22 protein-coding genes are annotated in these 18751 nt (G+C 31.9%); 4 read left to right on the top strand and 18 right to left on the bottom strand.

The features are described 5' to 3' along the window. Positions 1–153: 153 nt before the first annotated feature. The 6 genes from EV143_RS15370 to EV143_RS15345 all read right to left on the bottom strand — a co-directional run bounded on the left by EV143_RS15370 (position 154) and on the right by EV143_RS15345 (position 4935). Positions 154–582: a copper resistance protein NlpE N-terminal domain-containing protein gene (locus tag EV143_RS15370; protein WP_166638165.1), complete on the bottom strand. Its 429-nt coding sequence runs from the start codon at positions 580–582 to the stop codon at positions 154–156. A gap of 46 nt (positions 583–628) precedes the next feature. Further along, positions 629–1552, bottom strand: a complete 924-nt coding sequence (locus tag EV143_RS21680; RefSeq protein WP_208111284.1) for a hypothetical protein — start codon at positions 1550–1552, stop codon at positions 629–631. A gap of 211 nt (positions 1553–1763) precedes the next feature. Further along, entirely contained in the window at positions 1764–2855 is a 1092-nt protein-coding gene (locus tag EV143_RS15360) for a RelA/SpoT domain-containing protein (protein ID WP_133508820.1), read from the bottom strand. A gap of 178 nt (positions 2856–3033) precedes the next feature. After that, positions 3034–3369, bottom strand: coding sequence for a DUF2511 domain-containing protein (locus EV143_RS15355; RefSeq protein WP_133508819.1), 336 nt, complete (start codon positions 3367–3369; stop codon positions 3034–3036). A gap of 88 nt (positions 3370–3457) precedes the next feature. Further along, the gene (locus EV143_RS15350) at positions 3458–3934 is read right to left on the bottom strand and encodes a hypothetical protein (RefSeq protein ID WP_133508818.1); all 477 of its coding nucleotides are present in this window, start codon (positions 3932–3934) and stop codon (positions 3458–3460) included. A gap of 8 nt (positions 3935–3942) precedes the next feature. Then, positions 3943–4935: a hypothetical protein gene (locus EV143_RS15345; protein ID WP_133508817.1), complete on the bottom strand. Its 993-nt coding sequence runs from the start codon at positions 4933–4935 to the stop codon at positions 3943–3945. A 393-nt stretch (positions 4936–5328) separates the two neighbouring features. On the opposite strand from EV143_RS15345, the gene prfA reads away from it, so the two are divergent. Then, positions 5329–6405 carry a peptide chain release factor 1 gene (prfA, locus tag EV143_RS15340; RefSeq protein WP_133508816.1) on the top strand — a complete coding sequence of 359 codons (1077 nt, stop codon included), beginning with the start codon at positions 5329–5331 and terminating at the stop codon, positions 6403–6405. Positions 6406–7002: 597 nt separating this feature from the next. On the opposite strand, the gene EV143_RS15335 is transcribed toward prfA, so the two are convergent. The 11 genes from EV143_RS15335 to EV143_RS15285 form a co-directional block, all read right to left on the bottom strand. Beyond that, the gene (locus tag EV143_RS15335; protein ID WP_133508815.1) at positions 7003–7383 is read right to left on the bottom strand and encodes a hypothetical protein; all 381 of its coding nucleotides are present in this window, start codon (positions 7381–7383) and stop codon (positions 7003–7005) included. Positions 7384–7403: 20 nt separating this feature from the next. Further along, positions 7404–7769 carry a hypothetical protein gene (locus tag EV143_RS15330; protein ID WP_133508814.1) on the bottom strand — a complete coding sequence of 122 codons (366 nt, stop codon included), beginning with the start codon at positions 7767–7769 and terminating at the stop codon, positions 7404–7406. Between the two features lie 35 nt (positions 7770–7804). Then, entirely contained in the window at positions 7805–8089 is a 285-nt protein-coding gene (locus EV143_RS15325; RefSeq protein WP_133508813.1) for a YtxH domain-containing protein, read from the bottom strand. A 48-nt stretch (positions 8090–8137) separates the two neighbouring features. Next, complete coding sequence (locus EV143_RS15320) at positions 8138–8290, bottom strand: lmo0937 family membrane protein (protein ID WP_133508812.1); 153 nt, start codon at positions 8288–8290, stop codon at positions 8138–8140. A gap of 40 nt (positions 8291–8330) precedes the next feature. Beyond that, a complete protein-coding gene (locus EV143_RS15315) occupies positions 8331–8978 on the bottom strand; it encodes a porin family protein (RefSeq protein ID WP_133508811.1) in 648 nt (215 codons plus the stop codon). 42 nt (positions 8979–9020) lie between these two features. Next, positions 9021–9590, bottom strand: a complete 570-nt coding sequence (locus EV143_RS15310) for a DUF4142 domain-containing protein (RefSeq protein ID WP_133508810.1) — start codon at positions 9588–9590, stop codon at positions 9021–9023. A gap of 133 nt (positions 9591–9723) precedes the next feature. Next, positions 9724–11508, bottom strand: coding sequence for a sensor histidine kinase (locus EV143_RS15305; RefSeq protein ID WP_133508809.1), 1785 nt, complete (start codon positions 11506–11508; stop codon positions 9724–9726). A 9-nt stretch (positions 11509–11517) separates the two neighbouring features. After that, complete coding sequence (locus tag EV143_RS15300; protein ID WP_059118491.1) at positions 11518–11967, bottom strand: response regulator; 450 nt, start codon at positions 11965–11967, stop codon at positions 11518–11520. A gap of 27 nt (positions 11968–11994) precedes the next feature. Further along, positions 11995–12546: a helix-turn-helix domain-containing protein gene (locus tag EV143_RS15295; RefSeq protein WP_133508808.1), complete on the bottom strand. Its 552-nt coding sequence runs from the start codon at positions 12544–12546 to the stop codon at positions 11995–11997. Positions 12547–12704: 158 nt separating this feature from the next. Further along, positions 12705–12890 carry a CsbD family protein gene (locus EV143_RS15290; protein WP_133508807.1) on the bottom strand — a complete coding sequence of 62 codons (186 nt, stop codon included), beginning with the start codon at positions 12888–12890 and terminating at the stop codon, positions 12705–12707. Positions 12891–12995: 105 nt separating this feature from the next. Then, positions 12996–13469, bottom strand: a complete 474-nt coding sequence (locus tag EV143_RS15285) for a Dps family protein (protein WP_133508806.1) — start codon at positions 13467–13469, stop codon at positions 12996–12998. Between the two features lie 151 nt (positions 13470–13620). Between EV143_RS15285 and EV143_RS15280 the strand changes: the two genes are divergently transcribed. The 3 genes from EV143_RS15280 to EV143_RS15270 all read left to right on the top strand — a co-directional run bounded on the left by EV143_RS15280 (position 13621) and on the right by EV143_RS15270 (position 17570). Beyond that, complete coding sequence (locus EV143_RS15280) at positions 13621–15804, top strand: DUF5723 family protein (protein ID WP_133508805.1); 2184 nt, start codon at positions 13621–13623, stop codon at positions 15802–15804. A gap of 113 nt (positions 15805–15917) precedes the next feature. Continuing rightward, entirely contained in the window at positions 15918–16739 is an 822-nt protein-coding gene (gene pyrF / locus EV143_RS15275) for an orotidine-5'-phosphate decarboxylase (RefSeq protein ID WP_133508804.1), read from the top strand. 30 nt (positions 16740–16769) lie between these two features. Then, positions 16770–17570 (top strand): ABC transporter substrate-binding protein, encoded by an 801-nt coding sequence (locus EV143_RS15270; RefSeq protein ID WP_133508803.1) that lies wholly within the window; start codon positions 16770–16772, stop codon positions 17568–17570. 146 nt (positions 17571–17716) lie between these two features. Here EV143_RS15270 and EV143_RS15265 read toward each other — a convergent pair whose 3' ends face one another. Then, positions 17717–18637, bottom strand: a complete 921-nt coding sequence (locus EV143_RS15265; RefSeq protein WP_133508802.1) for a helix-turn-helix domain-containing protein — start codon at positions 18635–18637, stop codon at positions 17717–17719. Positions 18638–18751: the final 114 nt, after the last annotated feature.

The following is an 18751-nucleotide window of genomic DNA, read 5'->3' as shown; positions in this document are numbered from 1 at the left end:
CTGATCTCTTTTACAAGAATAGGGTGGTCACTTTAAACCGGAATCAACTGATCTCTTTTACCGGAATGGCATGCTCACTTTTGCCAGAATTTGCAATAGATATCTTTAATCTCAAAATAATACGGACTTTCCTGTACGGACTTTAATGCATTTCTAAACTTTAAAAATATCAACTCTTTGCATCCAAAAAATACCTGATTCTAAAAATAGAAGTTTTGTCTTAACGACTTTATCTGTTTTGTCTCTTGGATTTTTAGTTATAAATCTCGCTTTAGAATTATTAAAATCTAAAGTATACTTTTCGTCAAAGTCTTCTTTTTTATCTGAAGTAAAAGTAATCATATTGTCTTTTGCGCTCCATTTTCCTTTTCCGTATTGGTTTACTTCATTTGGAATTCCGCCTTGTATTTTCGAATACGAATGAAATACGAATGTTCCATCTTGATTTAAGGTCAATTTATATTCGATTGTATGTTTTCCTTCTTCACCAAGTGAACGAGTATAATCGCCAACGGAATTGCTCGATTGTGCGGATATTGTTAGGTTGAAAATTAAAAGTAATGTGGTTATTAGTAGTTTCATTGGTTTGGTTTTTATATTGGTTTGAAGTTCCATATTAGTTTCAAAATTATTTTAGATTAACTAAGGCAACAATAGAGCCATCACGATTAAATAAATTTGGATATTTTTTAGTTCTACCGTGAATTTGAAAATCAGTAATTTCAGATTTATCTCTTTTGGTATAAAGCTTATTAAAATTTAATTTTTCTGCAATTTCTTTGGTAGACATCGCTCGATTTTCGTCTACTAAAATTTGGATTATTGCATCGTGAAGTTTTATGCTTGTTGGCTGGGAGGGATTTTTAGTATTTACTTTTTTATTTCTATTAGCTTTGCTCCAAAATATAAGATCTAGCAGTTTATGATCAGTAAGTAAATTAAAATCTAAGATTTTATTTTGATCAAGTTGTCTAAAATTTTCTCTAATAGTATTAAGTAGTTGTTTATTTTCTATTGCCCACTTTTTGTATTCTTCGCTAATAATAAAGAAAGCAATAAAAAAACTTTCTTTAGATAATCCAAAATAATCTTTAATGGGATTATCTAGTGCACAGTATTCATTTGGTAAAAAGTGATGAACTAATTTTGCGAAAAAAGAACCTAAATCTTTCTCTTTTTTTAAATCGCCATGTTTTATTAATGCCTTGTTAAAATAATTAATGTATAATTTGGTTAAAGAATTTTGACGAATCAATTGTAAAATTTCAGTTTTGTTATTTTCAAGTTTGTCTAAATACTCATTATCTATTCCTTGCAAAGAATAGCGGCTTTTAAATTGTTTGAAGAAATTTTTCGAACTTAAAAAATACTCCTTGTTTAATGTTTCAAAATAATATTCTTGAAAACTGGAGGAAATCTTGTCTTTTATATGTGATTCATACAGATCAGTTTTTATGATATTATTAATTGAATTTTCATTAATCTCAATTGAAATTCTTTTAAGAACTTTTTGTTTAAGGAAACTGATGTATTGTTCTTCGTTTGTTGTCATCTTTAAATACTCTGATTGAATTAATTATAATCTAAAACCTGATAGTGCGAATTTCTAATCTGTGCCCACAAGATTGATTTTCTATTCCAATAATAGTATTATGTCTCTTAGGCCTGCACAAGCGTCCCGCTCGTGAACACATAGTTTTTGAAATTGATTTAGATTGCGTTCACGAGCGGGATGCTCGCGCCAGCGGGGAATTTAATAACGATTATTTTAACTTCTTTTTGTCTTTAAGAGACTCCCTTGAGGCTTGTATTTGAGAAAATATAGGATTACTGTCGATTGTTTTGTGTAGTGAAGAAAAATCTGAAGTTATTAATGTTTGTGGTAATTGTATATTTTTAATATTAGATAAGTCAGATAAGTTTGTTATCAACGAAATATTTCGAATAGCATCAGAAACAGCATTTCCTAATTTTATATAATCAGATGAATATGTTGGCATCTTTAATTTTTCTAAACCATCTGTTAAGTATTGTTTATCAGAATCTTCAACTTTAAGATTACGGATTTTTGCTTCCAATTCTTTGATCAAGCTATCTTTCTCATTCATCATCTGATTGAAATTAGTTTCCTTGGTTTGAAGTTCTTTTTTGAGATATTGAATAAATGTACCCATTTCATCCGCACTACCAGCAAGTCTATTTAATATCAATAAAAACTGCCCGAAAACAGGATTATCTTGATCATATGGATATCTTATTGTGTGGTCAATTTCGCTCCAAGCTTCTTCAAAAATTGTTCTAATCTGAATTTCAGCAAAATATGTCTCTTTTGCAGGTTTAGTTTCAACTATGTAATGAACAGAACGGTAACCGTATTTATGTTCCTTAACATCACAATCTAATTTTTCAAATTCTTTTTTATAATCAGAAGAATCTCCATCTCTATAGTTCGCAACAGGCTTTTCTTTTAATTCCCATGTCGAGGTTATAAATTCATGTATAGAATTCCACTCTTCCTTAAATAAATGTAAAGCTCGAAGACCTATTAAATCTGTCAGTTCAGATTTATAATTTTCAATTGTGATTATTTGATTTGGATCTCTAATTCTTTTACGAATTATTTTTTCTATTACATGTTCAGCTTCCTTAATTCTATATCTAACAGAATGAACATTAGGTGTTTTCATCAAACTATTGAAAATGTATATTGCTGAAGACTCCAGTTTTGGAATTTCTTTAAGATAATCTTGATGAATCAGCTTTAAATCATTCCATTTTAGAGTTGTTGCCTCGAAATTATTAATGTCAATATTATATTTTTCTAAAAATAGATCTTGTTTTATTAGTTGTTCCATAGGTCATTGTAATTTTATACAGTTAATAAAAAGAGACTTATAAATTCAAAGACTAGAAATATCTGCTTCTAGTGCTAGAGTCCCGCTCATGACTATTTTTTTATTTATCTAGATTGTGTTCACGAGCGGGACGCTCGCGCCAGCAGGGGAGATGCTCAAGCGAGAGAGGTGGAAAATTCTATTTATCTTCACACAGTTTAAGTCCTTCAGTTATAAATTGAGTATAAGGAATTTTTAATCCTTCAAATTCAGGATCATCTAGCCAGATATTTTCAATTTTACTAAAACTAGGATTATCCTGTGAAGCAGTTTTTGCAGAACCATTTAAAGCATAAGTTTTACCATCACTTGCTGTGCAATAAATTTCTTTATAACCGTCACAATAGACTTCTATTTCATCAACTGAAAAAGGCCATTTTTTCCCGAATTCTTCCTTCGAATATTTCAGTGTACTGTTATTAGCACATGAAGATAGAAGTATCAACAGAATAGGTAAGATGTAGATTTTTCTCATATAAATTAATTTTTGATTATCAGAATTTAGATTGCGTCACGAGCGGGACGCTCGCGCCAGCAGAGGGAAATTAATATTTTTATAAAATTTAGACTACTTTAATAATCAGATAAATTAAACATCCAACTGAAAGAAAGAGCGATAGCATTGATAGTCTAGTTTGCTTTTCTATTTTTTTACCATATGCGTCTCTCTCCACATCGTTCCATTCTTGTTCACCAGCGGCATATCTATGAATTTCCATTTGATTTATGTCTATATAAATCATGAATACCATATTTAATATTGGGAAAATAATTGTCCAAAGCTTTACATGTGGCGCATCATTTGGAAATGTTCCTAAAACTAAAAATGCACCAATTAAAATATTATTAAAGTTGAAGATTTTATCATGGACTCTATCAAAAGTATTTTGAATTTGATTTGTCGCATATTCGACTCGTCTATCTGATTTATCAAATAATTTATTTGTTTCTTCCATCATCTCCAAAGTTCTTTGTCGAACATTTATTTCAACAAGAGACTTGTTAATTTGTTCAAGTAATTTTATCGCTTCATTATCCATGATATTATTTATTTAATTTCCTCAAAATCTGTTTCTTCATTTTTTTTAGTAAGCACTTTTTCATCTTCTTGAATTTCTTCACCCATAATTTGAATTTGTCTGCTTATAACTTCGTGTTCATACAAATCAAGCCAATGAGATAAAATATTTGTAAAAACTTTAAATACAGATTCTATATCATCAGGTAATTTTTTAAGGGGTTCGGTTATAATGAACAATACACCTTTTTGATCATCATTTTTTAAATTTTTTATATTTGCGCAAATCAATAAAACTTTTCGGTTTTCATTTACTTTGATTGTTTTAGTTTTGTATTTACCATTATGGAGAGAAATTTTAATGGCATTTTGAATTTCTAACTTAATACCTGATGGTCTTTCTGCCTTCATTAAATTTCTTATACTGTCTGATTTAGTAAGTTCATAATCATCTCGAATTAAAAACATTCCATCATTAGCTTTTGGCCTATTGTTTTGACCAATTCCTCTAAAATGTTCGACATATATTCCTGTACTAAATTTAAAATTTGTTGTATTCAATAAAATGTTTAGAATACTATTAAAAATATTTAAAACATCTTTTAAACCTTTGGTAAAATCGTCGTCTGAATATTTTTCCCAATCACTTTCTTCTTGTTGTCTTGGAATTTCACATTTACATTGACTTAGTGCAATAATTGTATTAGAGATATAATTGTTAATTGCATCTTTTCGATTTATTTCAGACAAGGAAATTTCCAGTTTTTTTTTTGAAGTTAATTCATTAACAATTGATATGGGAAAAGATTTATTATAAGCGATTTTAATAATTGTTATCATAACATATAAAATTCCTAAAATAATAAGAATAGAACTCCAAATAAGAGAGTTAGTATTGTTTGTTACATTATTTGATGCTACTCCTATAATTAGTACAATCAAAACTTCAATACCTGCCAACACTAAAATTGATTTTTGGATAACAACTATCCAATTTTCAAATTTTTGTAATGTTTTTTCCATCTTATTGTATTTTTTTATGTTGTTTTGAATCATTCAAATATATAAATTAACATTAGAACTGTTAAAAATCATTTCCCAAACATCGTATTTAATTCAAACTAATCACCAAGTAAAAATACCTGATTTTTTTTGCTAAAATTAAATCTTCTCAATTCACTAGTTTTACGGAAATCCATAAACGCCTAAATAAAACCAAAATCCCTAGCCCTGATAGAAGTGGAAATCCTTTTGTGGAGCTTTAGCGGAACAAAAGATTGTAACGAATAGCAGGAAACAGCTCCTAAAAACCACCATAATTCCATTAAAAATCCTCCCTAAAAAACTCAAAACATCAATGCTAGAAATTTCAACAAAAATTTCGTAAATTTGCAGTCCAATAAAAGGAATTAGAAAATGTTAGATAGACTTCAAATAGTAAAACAACGTTTCGACGAGATTTCAGACTTAATTATCCAGCCGGATGTTATTTCTGATCAGAAACGTTATGTGCAATTGAATCAAGAGTACAAAAACCTAAAAGCATTGGCTGGAAAGCGTGATGAATATGTGCTTTTGATGGCTAATATAGATGAGGCAAACGAAATTATTGCGGATGGAAGTGATGCAGATATGGTTGAAATGGCCAAAATGCAACTAGATGAAGCAAAAGAAAGATTGCCGGAACTTGAGGAAGAAATTAAATTTATGTTGATTCCGAAAGATGCAGAAGATGCTAAAAACGTGATGGTTGAGATTCGTGCAGGTACGGGTGGAGACGAAGCGAGTATTTTTGCCGGAGATTTATTCAGAATGTATACTAAATATTGTGAAAACCAAGGTTGGAGAACTTCGGTTGTAGATATGAACGAAGGAACTTCGGGAGGTTTCAAAGAGGTTATTTTTGAGGTTTCGGGAGAAGATGTTTACGGAACTTTGAAATTTGAAGCTGGTGTTCACCGTGTACAGCGTGTTCCTCAGACAGAAACGCAAGGTCGTGTGCATACCTCTGCAGCTACAGTAATGGTTTTACCGGAAGCAGAAGAATTTGATGTTCAAATTGATATGAACGATGTTCGTGTTGATTTCTTCTGTTCGTCTGGACCTGGAGGACAATCGGTTAATACAACGAAATCTGCGGTACGTTTAACGCACATTCCAACAGGATTGGTGGCGCAATGTCAGGATCAGAAATCACAACATAAAAACAAAGATAAAGCGTTGGGCGTTTTACGTTCTCGTTTATACGAACAGGAATTGGCTAAGAAAGAGGCTGAAGATGCTACAAAACGTACCTCTCAGGTTAGTTCTGGTGACCGTTCGGCTAAGATTCGTACGTACAACTACGCACAAGGTCGTGTAACAGATCACAGAGTTGGTTTGACTTTATACGATTTAGGAAATATCATGAATGGTGACATTCAGAAAATTGTTGCCGAATTGCAATTGGTTAACAATATGGAGAAATTGAAGGAAGCTTCGGAAGTATTCTAAAGGAAAGGTTCTGAGTTACTAAGGCTCTAAGTTGCTAAGATTATAAAAAAAAGATTGTTTCAATTGAAACAATCTTTTTTTTTATGCAATTAAGTTGAATCTACGAAGCTAATAGTCTTAGAACCTTAGTAACTCAGAACCTCAGCACCTTAAAAGCAAAAAGAGATTGTTTCATTTTGCGAAACAATCTCTTTTTTTTTTTGCAATTAAGTTGAATTACGAAGCTAATACTCTTAGAACCTTAGCAACTCAGAACCTCAGCACCTTAAAAAGAAAAAGAGAGTACTTCACAATTGTGAAATACTCTCTTTTTTGGTTGAGAATAAAGCATCTATAATTTAAATCATTTTGCTTTAGCTACTTAGTAAATAAAAACCTCAGCAACTTAGAGCCTTAGAATCTCAGAACCTTATAATATATATTGAAGGATATTAACTGTTTAACCGTTTGTTTATAAAACGTATAAAGCAAGTTAGATACCTAAGAATAATCTCGAAAATTCAAAACATTTATATAGATTCGAGTAAACGTATACACCATTTTTCAATACTATTTCGCTTAACTTTTCCATAATACTTTAATTTTTAGTTTAAACAATTACTCTCTAGATGGTTCGTATTGTGATGATTCTTCTTCTGATGATTCATGTGAAGATTCATGCGGTTTTGAAACTATATTGGTTATAGCTAGTTGTATGACAGATCCTAAAATGCCTTTAAAGACAGATTCGCTTTTTCCTACTACTAGTTTTTTGGCTAGAAAACCTAATCCAATGCTTATAGCAGACTGGGCGAGGTGACCTTTAAAACCAACCGTTTCATTTATTTCTTCAACTGCGCTTCGAATGAGATTGATGGGTTTTAAATTATCTTTAATATCATCGATTTCATCTTTTATGGCACACCACTCGGTATCCTGACGCGTCTCTAACAGTTGTATTCGCTGATTTAATTGATCAATAGTGTAAATAGGCTCCATAATAGTGTCTTCTTTAATTATTAATTTTTTAAATCAGTTTCTTTAAGAATACTTGAAATAATAGAATTACCAATTGGGGTTTTAATTAATTTATGATGCGTTTTGTGTATCACGATGGCAACAATTAAGTAAAAAAGCGCCATGATGAAAAAGCCAAAATAATATTCCCCAAGTTCTTTCCCAATCCATAAACTTAATCCAATATTAAGGAACAAGGTAAAAAATGCAACAACTACGCCAACCGCTATCTTTGATGTTAATGATGAGACACCATCAGCTACAGCACATACTGTTTTTAGTTTAAATAATTCTAAACTAGTCTTAGTATAGTTTTCAGCTTTTTCATAAAGATTTAAATTCTCGTTTGTTGTTGCACTTGATTCCATGATATTGGTATTTATGGTTTGAAAAAAACACTTATTTAGTAGTTCGTTTTAACAGTTTTTGCTTCATCTTTAATAGTGTTGAAGTCTTCTTTAGCCTGATTGAATTTGTTTTTTCCTTCTTCGATAATTTCTTTACCGTTTGAAGTAATAGTGCTTAAAATTCCATCAACTTTACCTTTTAGGTTATCTCCGTAATCTTTTGATTTATCTGAGATTTTTTTTCTTGTATTTGAACCTTTATCCGGTGCAAATAAAACTCCCAAAAATGCTCCTGCAGCTGCAGCTCCTAAAATTCCTAAAATTGTGTTACTAGCTTTCATAATATTTGATTTAAATGATTAATATAAAATTGTTTTAATTGTGTTTTTTTAAATGCCTCGACCTTTGATAAGTCTGAATAGAATTGCAATTACAGCAATAACTAATAAAATGTGAATGATACTTCCAGCACTGTAAACGAAGAACCCAAGGGCCCAAAGAATAACAAGAATAACTGCGATTGTGTATAATAAATTTGACATGGTTGTTTGTATTATTAGGGTTAATATTAATTATTTATTTTTAGTTTAATCTGTATGATAAGTAAACAGATAAGTTACTATTTTTTGCATCTGGCGATCTAAAAGTTTCACCTGCAACGGTTCTTTCTTTACCAATAGTTGTTAAACCATAGTTGTAACGAACACCAATGCTTATTGGGCTAAAGTCAACTCCAACACCTGCTGCAATACCTGCATCAAATTTGTTTAAGTCATCTGTATCAATATCTTCTTCAAAATCAAATGATCCTTCTCCGGTAACTTTAGAACTTACAAGGTAAGATGCGTATCCACCTGCCTGAAGATTAAAGTTTTTAGTGATATTTACTCTTACCAATAAAGGAACTTCGATATAATTTAATTTGAATTTTACTTTTTGACTACCTAAATCGCTGTTATATTCTAACTCTGAACCTCTTGTAGTAAATAAAACCTCTGGTTGAATAGCAACAAAATCTGAGATGGGTAATGTGGCATAAACTCCGGCATTAAAACCATACAGGATATTTTCGTCAGTTGCTTCATCGTCGTCTGATAAGAAATTAGACATGTTAAATCCTCCTTTTACTCCAAATTCGGTAGTAACGTTGTCATCTTGAGCATGTAAAGCTCCAAAAGTAGCTGTCATAAAAAAGGCTAAGGCGAATAAAAATTTTGATTGCATTTTCATAATTTAAATAAATTTTAGTGTTAATAATGGCTCTAAGGGCATTTAATTAATTTGTTGTTTAATTTGTTCAGTTTCTCTTAAAAACTGATACATTTTAGGCAAATAGCGCAATACTAATTTTAAAATCACTTCGTCTGTTGTTCTCTTATAGACAGATTCAAATGTTTCAATTTCTTTGTTTAATGATTCTTTTATTGAACTCAAATAAACTTTATTAAAACTGGCATCATTTGTATCCATCAACTTGTATAAATCCAGTTTGTTGGTATTATTATTTATATCAGTAACAATGATCAGCCTGTTGTTGGCTATTGTTGCTACTTCTTGTAACAATTCAGTTTGATGATTTTCAATTTTCTTACTTATTTGTCTTATAATACTGTCTGAAGTTTTTTGCTGAGCAATTTGACTTTTCGAAATAATAGAGTTACTTAATGTTGCCGTCGCAATAAAAAAGTAAGCGTCCATTTGTTCTTTGTCTGTCGTACTAAAAGCTTCATTTTTTAAAGTGTTTTCTATCGGATTATTTTTTTTGCATGATGATGTGCAAGTAATGATCAATAAAAAAAAAACTTTCAAATTTGTTGCTCTCAATAGCGGCATTGTTCTCATGAATTACTTGTTAAAGTATTACATTACAAAGATGCTAACGATTAGAAGAAATTTCTTTACAGCATAAAAAAGAAACGTTATATAATTCCCATAATGGATTTATATAACGTTTTATGTGTACTTTTTAAGGATTTTATTCAGGAAGAAAAACAGTAAAAACTGAGCCTTTATTGGGCGTGCTGTCAGCTATAATGCTGCCTTTGTGGTTTTCTACAATTTTTTTACAAATGGCAAGACCAATTCCGGTACCCGGATAATCGGTTTTAGAATGAAGACGCTGAAACAGTATAAATATGTTGTCTTTAAACTGAGGATCGAAACCCATTCCGTTATCTGTAAAAGTTATTTTGTAGTACTTTTTAATATTCTGATCTAATAAATCCGGATATTCTTTTGAATGTACTTTTCCCGATTCTATTTTAATTTCAGGAATAACTTCTTCACGACTGTATTTTAAAGAATTCCCGATGAGGTTTATAAAAAGCTGTTCGATTTGATAAGGAATAACTTCAAGCTTTGGTAATTTTGAAGTGGTAATAATTGCCTGCTTTTCGTCAACGATTTCTGCTAATTCAGATTTTGCATTTTCAAACAACTCATTCAAATTCGATTTTATGAATTCTTTTTTAGTTGTATTCGTTCTCGAAAATAAAAGTAAATCATCAATTAAAACGCGCATTCGTTTAGCCGAATCTTCAATTTTAGTAATATAATCTTTGGCGCTGTCTGATATAACAGCTTTATCGGCATCAGAAACTCTCGAAATAAAAGTCTGGATTTTTCGGAGTGGTTCCTGTAAATCGTGACTTGCAACGTGATTGAAAGAAGCAAGTTCTTTGTTACTTTTTTCTAGTTCTCTATTACGTTCCTGAAGTTCGATGTTTAGCAAATGCTCATCCGTAATATCAAAATTGATTCCGAGCAGAATTTTACTTCCCTGTTGATCCGTCAGTAATTTCCCAGTCGACTTAAAATACCGAATTTCATCATCACGGCGGGCAATTTTATAATATATAAAAGGAAGGTGTTTCTTTTCTATAATGTCTTCCATAGATTTAGCTATGGCTTCTTTATCATCCGGATGAACAAAATCTAAGAAAGATTCTTTTTCAGGAATAAAAGCGTTTGGTTTGTAACCTAATAATCGATATTGGTTGTCTGAATAATCAATTTTATTGGTATCTAAATCCCATTGCCAGGTGCTAAATTTACCTATAACTTCAGATTCAGCCATTAATCGGGATGAAATTAAAAGTCGTTTATTGAATATTTTTAAACGTTCAATGTCTTTGCTAATTTGTCTGTAGGCAATAAGAATAAAAAATAAAGCGGCTAAAAATAAAGAAACGGAGAAAATCGGGCTTAAGGAAATTTCCTGATCGTAAATCTTCAGTCTGTTCTGAAGATATTTTTTTTCAATGTCATTCATTTCATCAACCTGAAATCGAATGTTTTCCATTAAAATTCGCCCCCCGAACATATGATTATCAAGTTTCCTTTTATCATATGTTTTAGGGTTGCTGTATTTAAAGCAGTTTTCGAAAGAAGCGAAACGCTGCGTAATTAATTTAAATAGTTTCTGAAGGTTTTGCTGTTGCTTCGGATTATCTGCCGTAAGTTTTTTTAATGTAATAAATGAAGTATTTACCCTGTCGCGAGAATAAATATAAGGAGTTAAAAAACGGCTGTTTCGTGTAATGATATAACCACGCTGACCGGTTTCGGCATCCTTTATCGCAGACATTAATCGCTCTAATTGAATGTTTATTTCATAAGTATGCATTACCACCTTACTGGATTCATTTAAATCCTGATTGTGTTTGTAAGCAATTGAAGAAAGAAATAACAGAATGAAAACTGCGATTACAAAAATAACTCTCAAAGAGTTTGAAGAATTAAACCTGGGTATCCATTTCATTATAAGTCATTATTTTAGGCGCAACAAGAAATTATCCCGGTTTAGACCAGAAGTATGATAATGCCAATTTAAAGTAACAACTTCGTTAATTATTTTCTTTAGGGTATTAAAGTCACTCGGTTTTTTGATATAAATATTTGCACCTTCTATAAAAGTGTCTTCAATATCCTCTTCAGATGATGAAGTAGAATAGATCGCAATAATTATATTTTTAAGGTGCTCTGTTTTTTTGATTTCAATTAAACATTCTTTACCTGTTTTTTTTGGCATGTTCAAATCCAGAAACAAAATGTCCGGTAATTTAACATCAGGAGTCAGTAAATGTTCCATAAGCTGAAGACCATCATGAACAAATGTAACTTTAGTTTGAACTCTCACTTCTTCAAAGGCATCTTTAAAAAATAAGCGGTCATCTTCATCGTCATCGGCGAGTAAAATGTGTAATGCGTTTTTTTGCATTGAATTTTAGGGTATTTGGTTTTTATCTTATTTTAAATTCTCTCTTCTCTTCTTTATAATCCTCTGAAAGGCCGAGGGAGTAATTCCGGTTGTGTTTTTAAACTGTGTACTCAAATGCGCAACACTCGAATAATTAAGTAAAAAAGCAATTTCGGTCAAACTCATTTCATTGACAAGCATCAATTGTTTTGCTCTTTCAATTTTTTGCAGAATGATGAAATTTTCAATAGAAGAATACGTTACTTCCGAAAAAACATTCGATAAATAACCGTAGCTATGATTTAATTTCTCTGCCAAAAATACAGAACTTTTAAAATTATTATTGTCATCCATATAAACAAGTTCAATAATGGCATCTTTAATTTTTTGCACTAAAACGCTTTTCTGGTTTTCAACAACTTCAAAACCAAAAGGGCTTAAATTATTTTTTAAAGTTTCAAGCGATTCAACACTCAGATTTTCATCTAGTTCAATTTCGCCAAAACCTAATGTGGTAAAATTCATGTTCTGTTCCTCTAATTTTTCTTTTAAAAAAAGAGAACAAATCGTGTTGATGTCGAACTTTATAAATAGTTTCATAGTATTAAAATAGGGTTAAAGATACTTATTTTTTTTTGGTTATGGGTGGATTAGATTAAATTTAAATTCTATTGATAACAAAGCATGGGTTGAATAAATCAAAAAATACCGTCTAAGTTTAAAAATTTAGACGGTATCTTAATTGGGTCAAAAAGGATTTACAAATCCGATAACATTTGATTAAATTCTTCTTTAGTTTTACCTAATTTCTGCTGAAGTTTTCCGTACATTTCGTCTTCTCTTCCTTCTGCATACATAAGATCATCATCTGTTAGATCAGCGTATTTTTGTTTTAATTTCCCTTTTAACTCATTCCAATTTCCTTTTATCTCTGTAGTATTCATGATCGTTATATTTAGTAATTAATAATATTGTAAAGTTCTGAATTATCCGTTTATTTCTGTTATATCAATTTTTTGGATTGTTTCATAATTCACATTTACGATTTCTTACACTTGGTAACGACGTAAAATCCATGCCATTTTTTCGTGTTGCTGTAACAAACCTGTTACAAAATCAGCAGAACCAATATCGTTAGATTCAGTTTCAAAAACCGGAATATACTCTCTAAATTCAGTCACCAATTGTTCATGGTTTTCTAAAAGTTCTTCCAGCATATGCTTTTGCGAAGCATATTCCTTAGGAGATTCTTTTAGCGTAGAATTCTCGATAAATTCCTTCATAGTTCCAATTGTTTTTTCGCCCAATTGGCTAATACGTTCTGCAACTTCATCAATATTATTTTCTAAAACTCGGTATTGATCTTCAAATAATTTATGCAATTCCATGAAACTGTTTCCTGAAATATTCCAGTGAAACTTTCTCGTCTTTACATATAAAGTCATTTCGTTAGATAAAATCGTGGCTAATATAGTGGTGCTTTTCTTTAAATTTTTTGGCGTAATTCCAATGTTTGGGCTCATAATTAGGTTTTTTACAAAATTAAAGAAGCAATAAACTTTTTATCTTATATAATTTTCCAAGGATGTTACATGAATTCAATGTTTTGGTAACATATTAGTAAATGTTTTATTGTAGTTTTGCCGCCAACTAAAACTTAAAACCCCTACTTGAATGAAAAAACAATTACTCGTTTTATTAATCTTAACTGCCTCTGTTACTGTAAAAGCCCAATCTTATCTAGGTTATTTTAATGATAATTATGCAGGTGTACAAAGTGTACTTTTTAACCCGGCCTCTATAGCCGATTCTCGTTTTAAAACCGATATCAATTTATTTTCAATCAGTGGATCTGTGCAAAACGATTTGTACGGAGTACGCCTATTTGATGTTTACAAAGATGGATATGATTTTGACCGTGAAGCCAAAATGACTCCGTCAAATGCCAATAACGGTCTTGCTAATTTTGACATTATGGGACCATCATTTATGTTTAATATTGCTCCTAAGCATACCATAGCTGTATTTACAAGAGCCAGATCGGTTAGTAATGTGCGAAATATTAACGGCTATCTTATCGATCAGGTAAAAGACGGATTAGATCAGTCCAGCGACTTTAATCTTAATGCAGGAAATGCCAACGGATCTTCAAATACATGGGGAGAATTGGGTGTTTCTTATGCTGCGGTTTTATATCAAAAAGACCAACATTTCTTAAAAGGAGGTTTGACAGCCAAATATTTACAAGGTGGTGTAAACGGATATGTAAGAGGAAAAGATGTAAATGTAACATATGTTGAAAACACAGTAGACCCAAGTTTGGGAGTTTTGGCGTCAAGCGGAGAAATCACAGTGGGCGCAAGTCAGGATTTTGAGGCAAATGAAGATTATGATTTTGACCGTAAATCAAGAGGATTTGGTTTTGATTTTGGACTTGTTTACGAATGGAGACCGGATTATGCAGGTTATGATTTAGACAAAGCAAAACCTGCAGATAATAATTTTAGGGATTTAAACAAATACAAACTACGTTTCGGATTATCTGTTACAGATATAGGTTCTATTGACTATAAAAATGCAAAACAGGACACCTACAATGTAAATGGTATTGTAACGCAGCAAATGATTGATGATGCCGATAATCTGTATGATTTCTTAAACGAGCATTATACAAAAACCTCAACATCAAAAGGAGCAAAAACAAATTTGCCAACTGCACTTCATGCTGACGTTGACTGGAACATGTACAGAAAATTCTATCTGAATCTTAATGGAGACATTAATATGGTTTCTGCAAATAAAATTAACAGCTACGGAATTGCAGACAGAGTGTCTTTGACGCCGCGTTACGAAAGCAGATGGTTTAGTTACTACATGCCGCTAACCTGGATGGAATACACAGGAATGCAGGTAGGTTCAGGAATTAGAGTAGGCGTTTTCTTTATTGGTTCAGGTTCTATTGTTAGTAATTTGATTTCTAAAGAATCAAAAGGAGCCGATTTTCATTTAGGAATGAAAATTCCGGTCTACGAAAAGAAATTTAAAGATACTGACGAAGACGGAGTTATTGATAAAGAAGATGCGTGCAGAAAAGTAGCAGGCCCAGCAGAAAATAATGGATGCCCGTGGCCGGATACAGACGCAGACAACGTTTTTGATAAAGATGATGCTTGTCCCGATGTTAAAGGTCCTGTAGAAAACAAAGGATGTCCGTGGAAAGATAAAGATGGAGATACTTTATTGGATAATGTTGATGCTTGTCCGGCAGTAGCGGGCCCGGTAGAAAATAAAGGCTGTCCTTGGCCGGATACCGATATGGATGGCGTTTTAGACAAAGATGACGCTTGTCCTAACGAAGCCGGATTACCTGAAAACAAAGGTTGTCCGAATCTGGATGCCGATAAAGACGGCGTTTTGGATAAAGACGATGCATGTCCTTTAATCGCAGGTCCTGCAGACAATCAAGGTTGTCCAAAAGTTTCTAAAGCAACATTAGAGCAATTAAAAGTAGAAGCAAAATCAATCTTTTTTACAACAGGAAAAGCAACTTTGAGTGATGCTAAAAAAGGAGAAACATCAGGAAGATTAGATGCAATTAAAGAGATTCTGAAAAATTATCCAAACGCAAAATTTGCCATTAACGGGCATACAGATAACGTAGGAAATGCAAAAGCAAATCAGAAATTATCTGAAGCCAGAGCAAAAGTAATCATGGATCTTTTGATTGAAAAAGGTGTAAATCCTGCCAATTTAACTTCTCAGGGATTTGGTGCTACAAAACCCGTAAAATCAAATAAAACTGCTTCGGGAAGAGCAGAAAACAGAAGAACAGAAATTGTTTACTTAGGTAATTTGTAAGCAGAATTGAATATAATGCCAAAAAGCCATTCTTAATTGAGTGGCTTTTTTTATTTTTGCATACTTCTACAAAAGAAAAACTTCTAATCGATTAGAAGACTAAAAAAACAAGAATGACAACACAACAACTACACGAACAAATTCTTCAGAAAAAATCATTTTTATGTGTCGGCTTAGATCCTGATCTGGACAAAATTCCAACCCATTTATTAGAAACCGAAGATCCTATTTTCGAATTCAATAAAGCCATAATTGATGCTACTCACGATCTAGCAGTAGGATATAAACCGAATACTGCTTTTTTTGAAGCGTATGGAATAAAAGGATGGATGTCTCTGCAAAAAACAATCAATTACATCAACGAAAATTATCCTGATATTTTTACCATTGCAGATGCAAAACGCGGCGATATCGGCAACACTTCAAGCATGTATGCGAAAGCTTTTTTTGAAGATTTGAAATTTGATAGTGTAACCGTTGCACCTTATATGGGGAAAGATTCTGTTGAGCCATTTCTTGCCTTCGAAAATAAACATACCATAATGTTAGCGTTAACGTCGAACGAAGGAGCTTTTGATTTTCAGACATTGACGACAAACGGAACAGAATTATACAAACAGGTTTTAGAAACTTCTAAAACATGGAAAAACAGTGAGAACCTTATGTATGTCGTGGGAGCAACAAAAGCAGAATGCTTTGCCGATATCAGAAAAATTGTTCCGGATAGTTTTCTTTTAGTTCCCGGAATTGGCGCTCAGGGCGGAAGTTTATCTGAAGTATGCCAATACGGATTAAATGATAAAGTTGGTCTTTTAGTAAATTCTGCAAGAGCAATTATCTATGCCTCAAAAGGAACTGATTTTGCTGAAAAAGCAAGGGAAGAAGCTTTGAAAGTGCAACAGGAAATGGAAGAAATTCTTAACCTCAGGTTTTAAAAGTCTACCACAGAGATACACAATTCCAACATGAAACAAATAACCGATCAGATTGGTACAACACATTCTTTTGAAACATCTCCAAAACGCATTATTTCCCTTGTTCCTTCTCAAACGGAATTGTTACATGATTTAGGTTTAGATGAAAAAATCATCGGAATTACTAAGTTTTGTGTGCATCCATATCATTTAAAATCTACCAAGAAAATAGTTGGCGGAACTAAGAAAATTCATTTTGAAAAAATAAAATTATTACAGCCCGATATTATCATTTGTAATAAAGAAGAAAACACCGAAGAAATCGTAAACCAATTACGTGAAATCTGCCCGGTTTGGGTTACGAATATTGTTTCTATAGAAGATAATTTTCAGATGATTTCAGATTTTGGTCAAATCTTCAATTGCAGAACCGAAGCCCAAAAATGGAACGACAAACTGGCTTTTGCCTTGAGCGATTTCAAAAAATACATTCAGGATATTTCAATTAAAAAAGCAGCTTATTTTATTTGGAAAGACCCATATATGGTTGCCGGAAATGACACTTATATAAATGAATTATTAAAATTGAATCATTTTAAAAATATCTACGCAGACAAAGGTCGGTATCCGGAAATCGAGCTCAAAAAAATGCGTTTAGAAGGCGATCCAGATTTGGTTTTTCTTTCTTCAGAACCTTATCCTTTTAAAGAAGAAGACGCTTTTGAAATCGGACGTTTTACGCACCACGCCAAAACTGTTTTTGTTGATGGAGAGATGTTTTCCTGGCACGGCAGCCGATTGTTAAAGGCATTTCCGTACTTTAAAGTACTGCACGAAAGATTAAAAAGTTAAATTCTAAGTTTGCTGGATTGTAAATTCCAAATTCCAAGTTTCCAGGTTTCTTGAATTATAGACTTAACCGAAAAGTTAGCAAAGCTGTGTGTATAAAACTTTGCGAACCTTTACGTAAATCTCTGCGAACTTTGCGGTAAAAAATATTAATTAAACGAACTTCTAAACTCTAAAGGCGAGAGATTGGTTTTATTTTTGAATAATTTATTGAATGACTGCGGATATTCAAATCCTAACTGGAAAGCGGTTTCGCTCACGCTTAATGAAGTTGTCGTTAGCAGCTCTTTTGCTTTTTCAATAATTTTATTATGAATATGATGTTGTGTGCTTTGCCCAGTTAGAGTGCGCAGCATATCACTTAAATAATTAGGAGAAACATTCAATTCATCTGAAAGATAAGCAACAGTTGGTAAACCAAATTTTTGCACTTTATCACCCTCAAAATAATCAGATAAAAGATTTTCAAGTTTGGTTAAAAGCGTGTTGTTGGCACTTTTTCGGGTAATAAATTGACGGTTGTAAAAACGGTTGCAATAATTAAGAAGCAACTCGATATGAGAAATCATTACATCCTGACTAAAAGCATCAATCGAAGAACAATATTCCTGCTCGATATTTTTCATTATTCCTGTAATCATCGTTTGTTCCTTTTCAGAAAGATGCAAAGCCTCGTTTACAGAATAAGAGAAATAACTGTATTCTTTAATTTTCTTAGCCAAGGCATAATTCTGAATAAAGTCAGGATGAATCACCAGCATCGCTCCATAAACAGCGCTATCAACACTTACTTCTGTTGAAATTACCTGTCCCGGCGACATAAAAGTCATTACACCTTCATCAAAATCATAAAAATTTTGACCGTATTTCATTTTTCCGGTAAACCCTTTTTTGATACAAACCGTATAAAAAGAGTAAACAACACTTTTAAGATTATCATCAAAATGGCATGTTATTTTGCTTAAATCCACGAAACTAACTAACGGATGTTCCGGTTTTGGGATTTTAAGCATAGAATGTAATTCTGAAATAGATTGAATTTGATACGGAATGTGAACTTCTTTTTTCATAACAAAAATTTAAAGAAATAGATAAAAAGAGGAAAAGCTACCGTAAAGATAACTTTTCCTATGGATAATATAAGTTAATTTCCTCATTGACTCGATCTTGTCCGGCTGAGCGAA

Source organism: Flavobacterium chryseum, from assembly GCF_004362015.1.
Classification (GTDB): domain Bacteria; phylum Bacteroidota; class Bacteroidia; order Flavobacteriales; family Flavobacteriaceae; genus Flavobacterium.
Note: the sequence above shows the minus strand (reverse complement) of the source record. Positions and strands in the feature narration are given on the sequence as shown.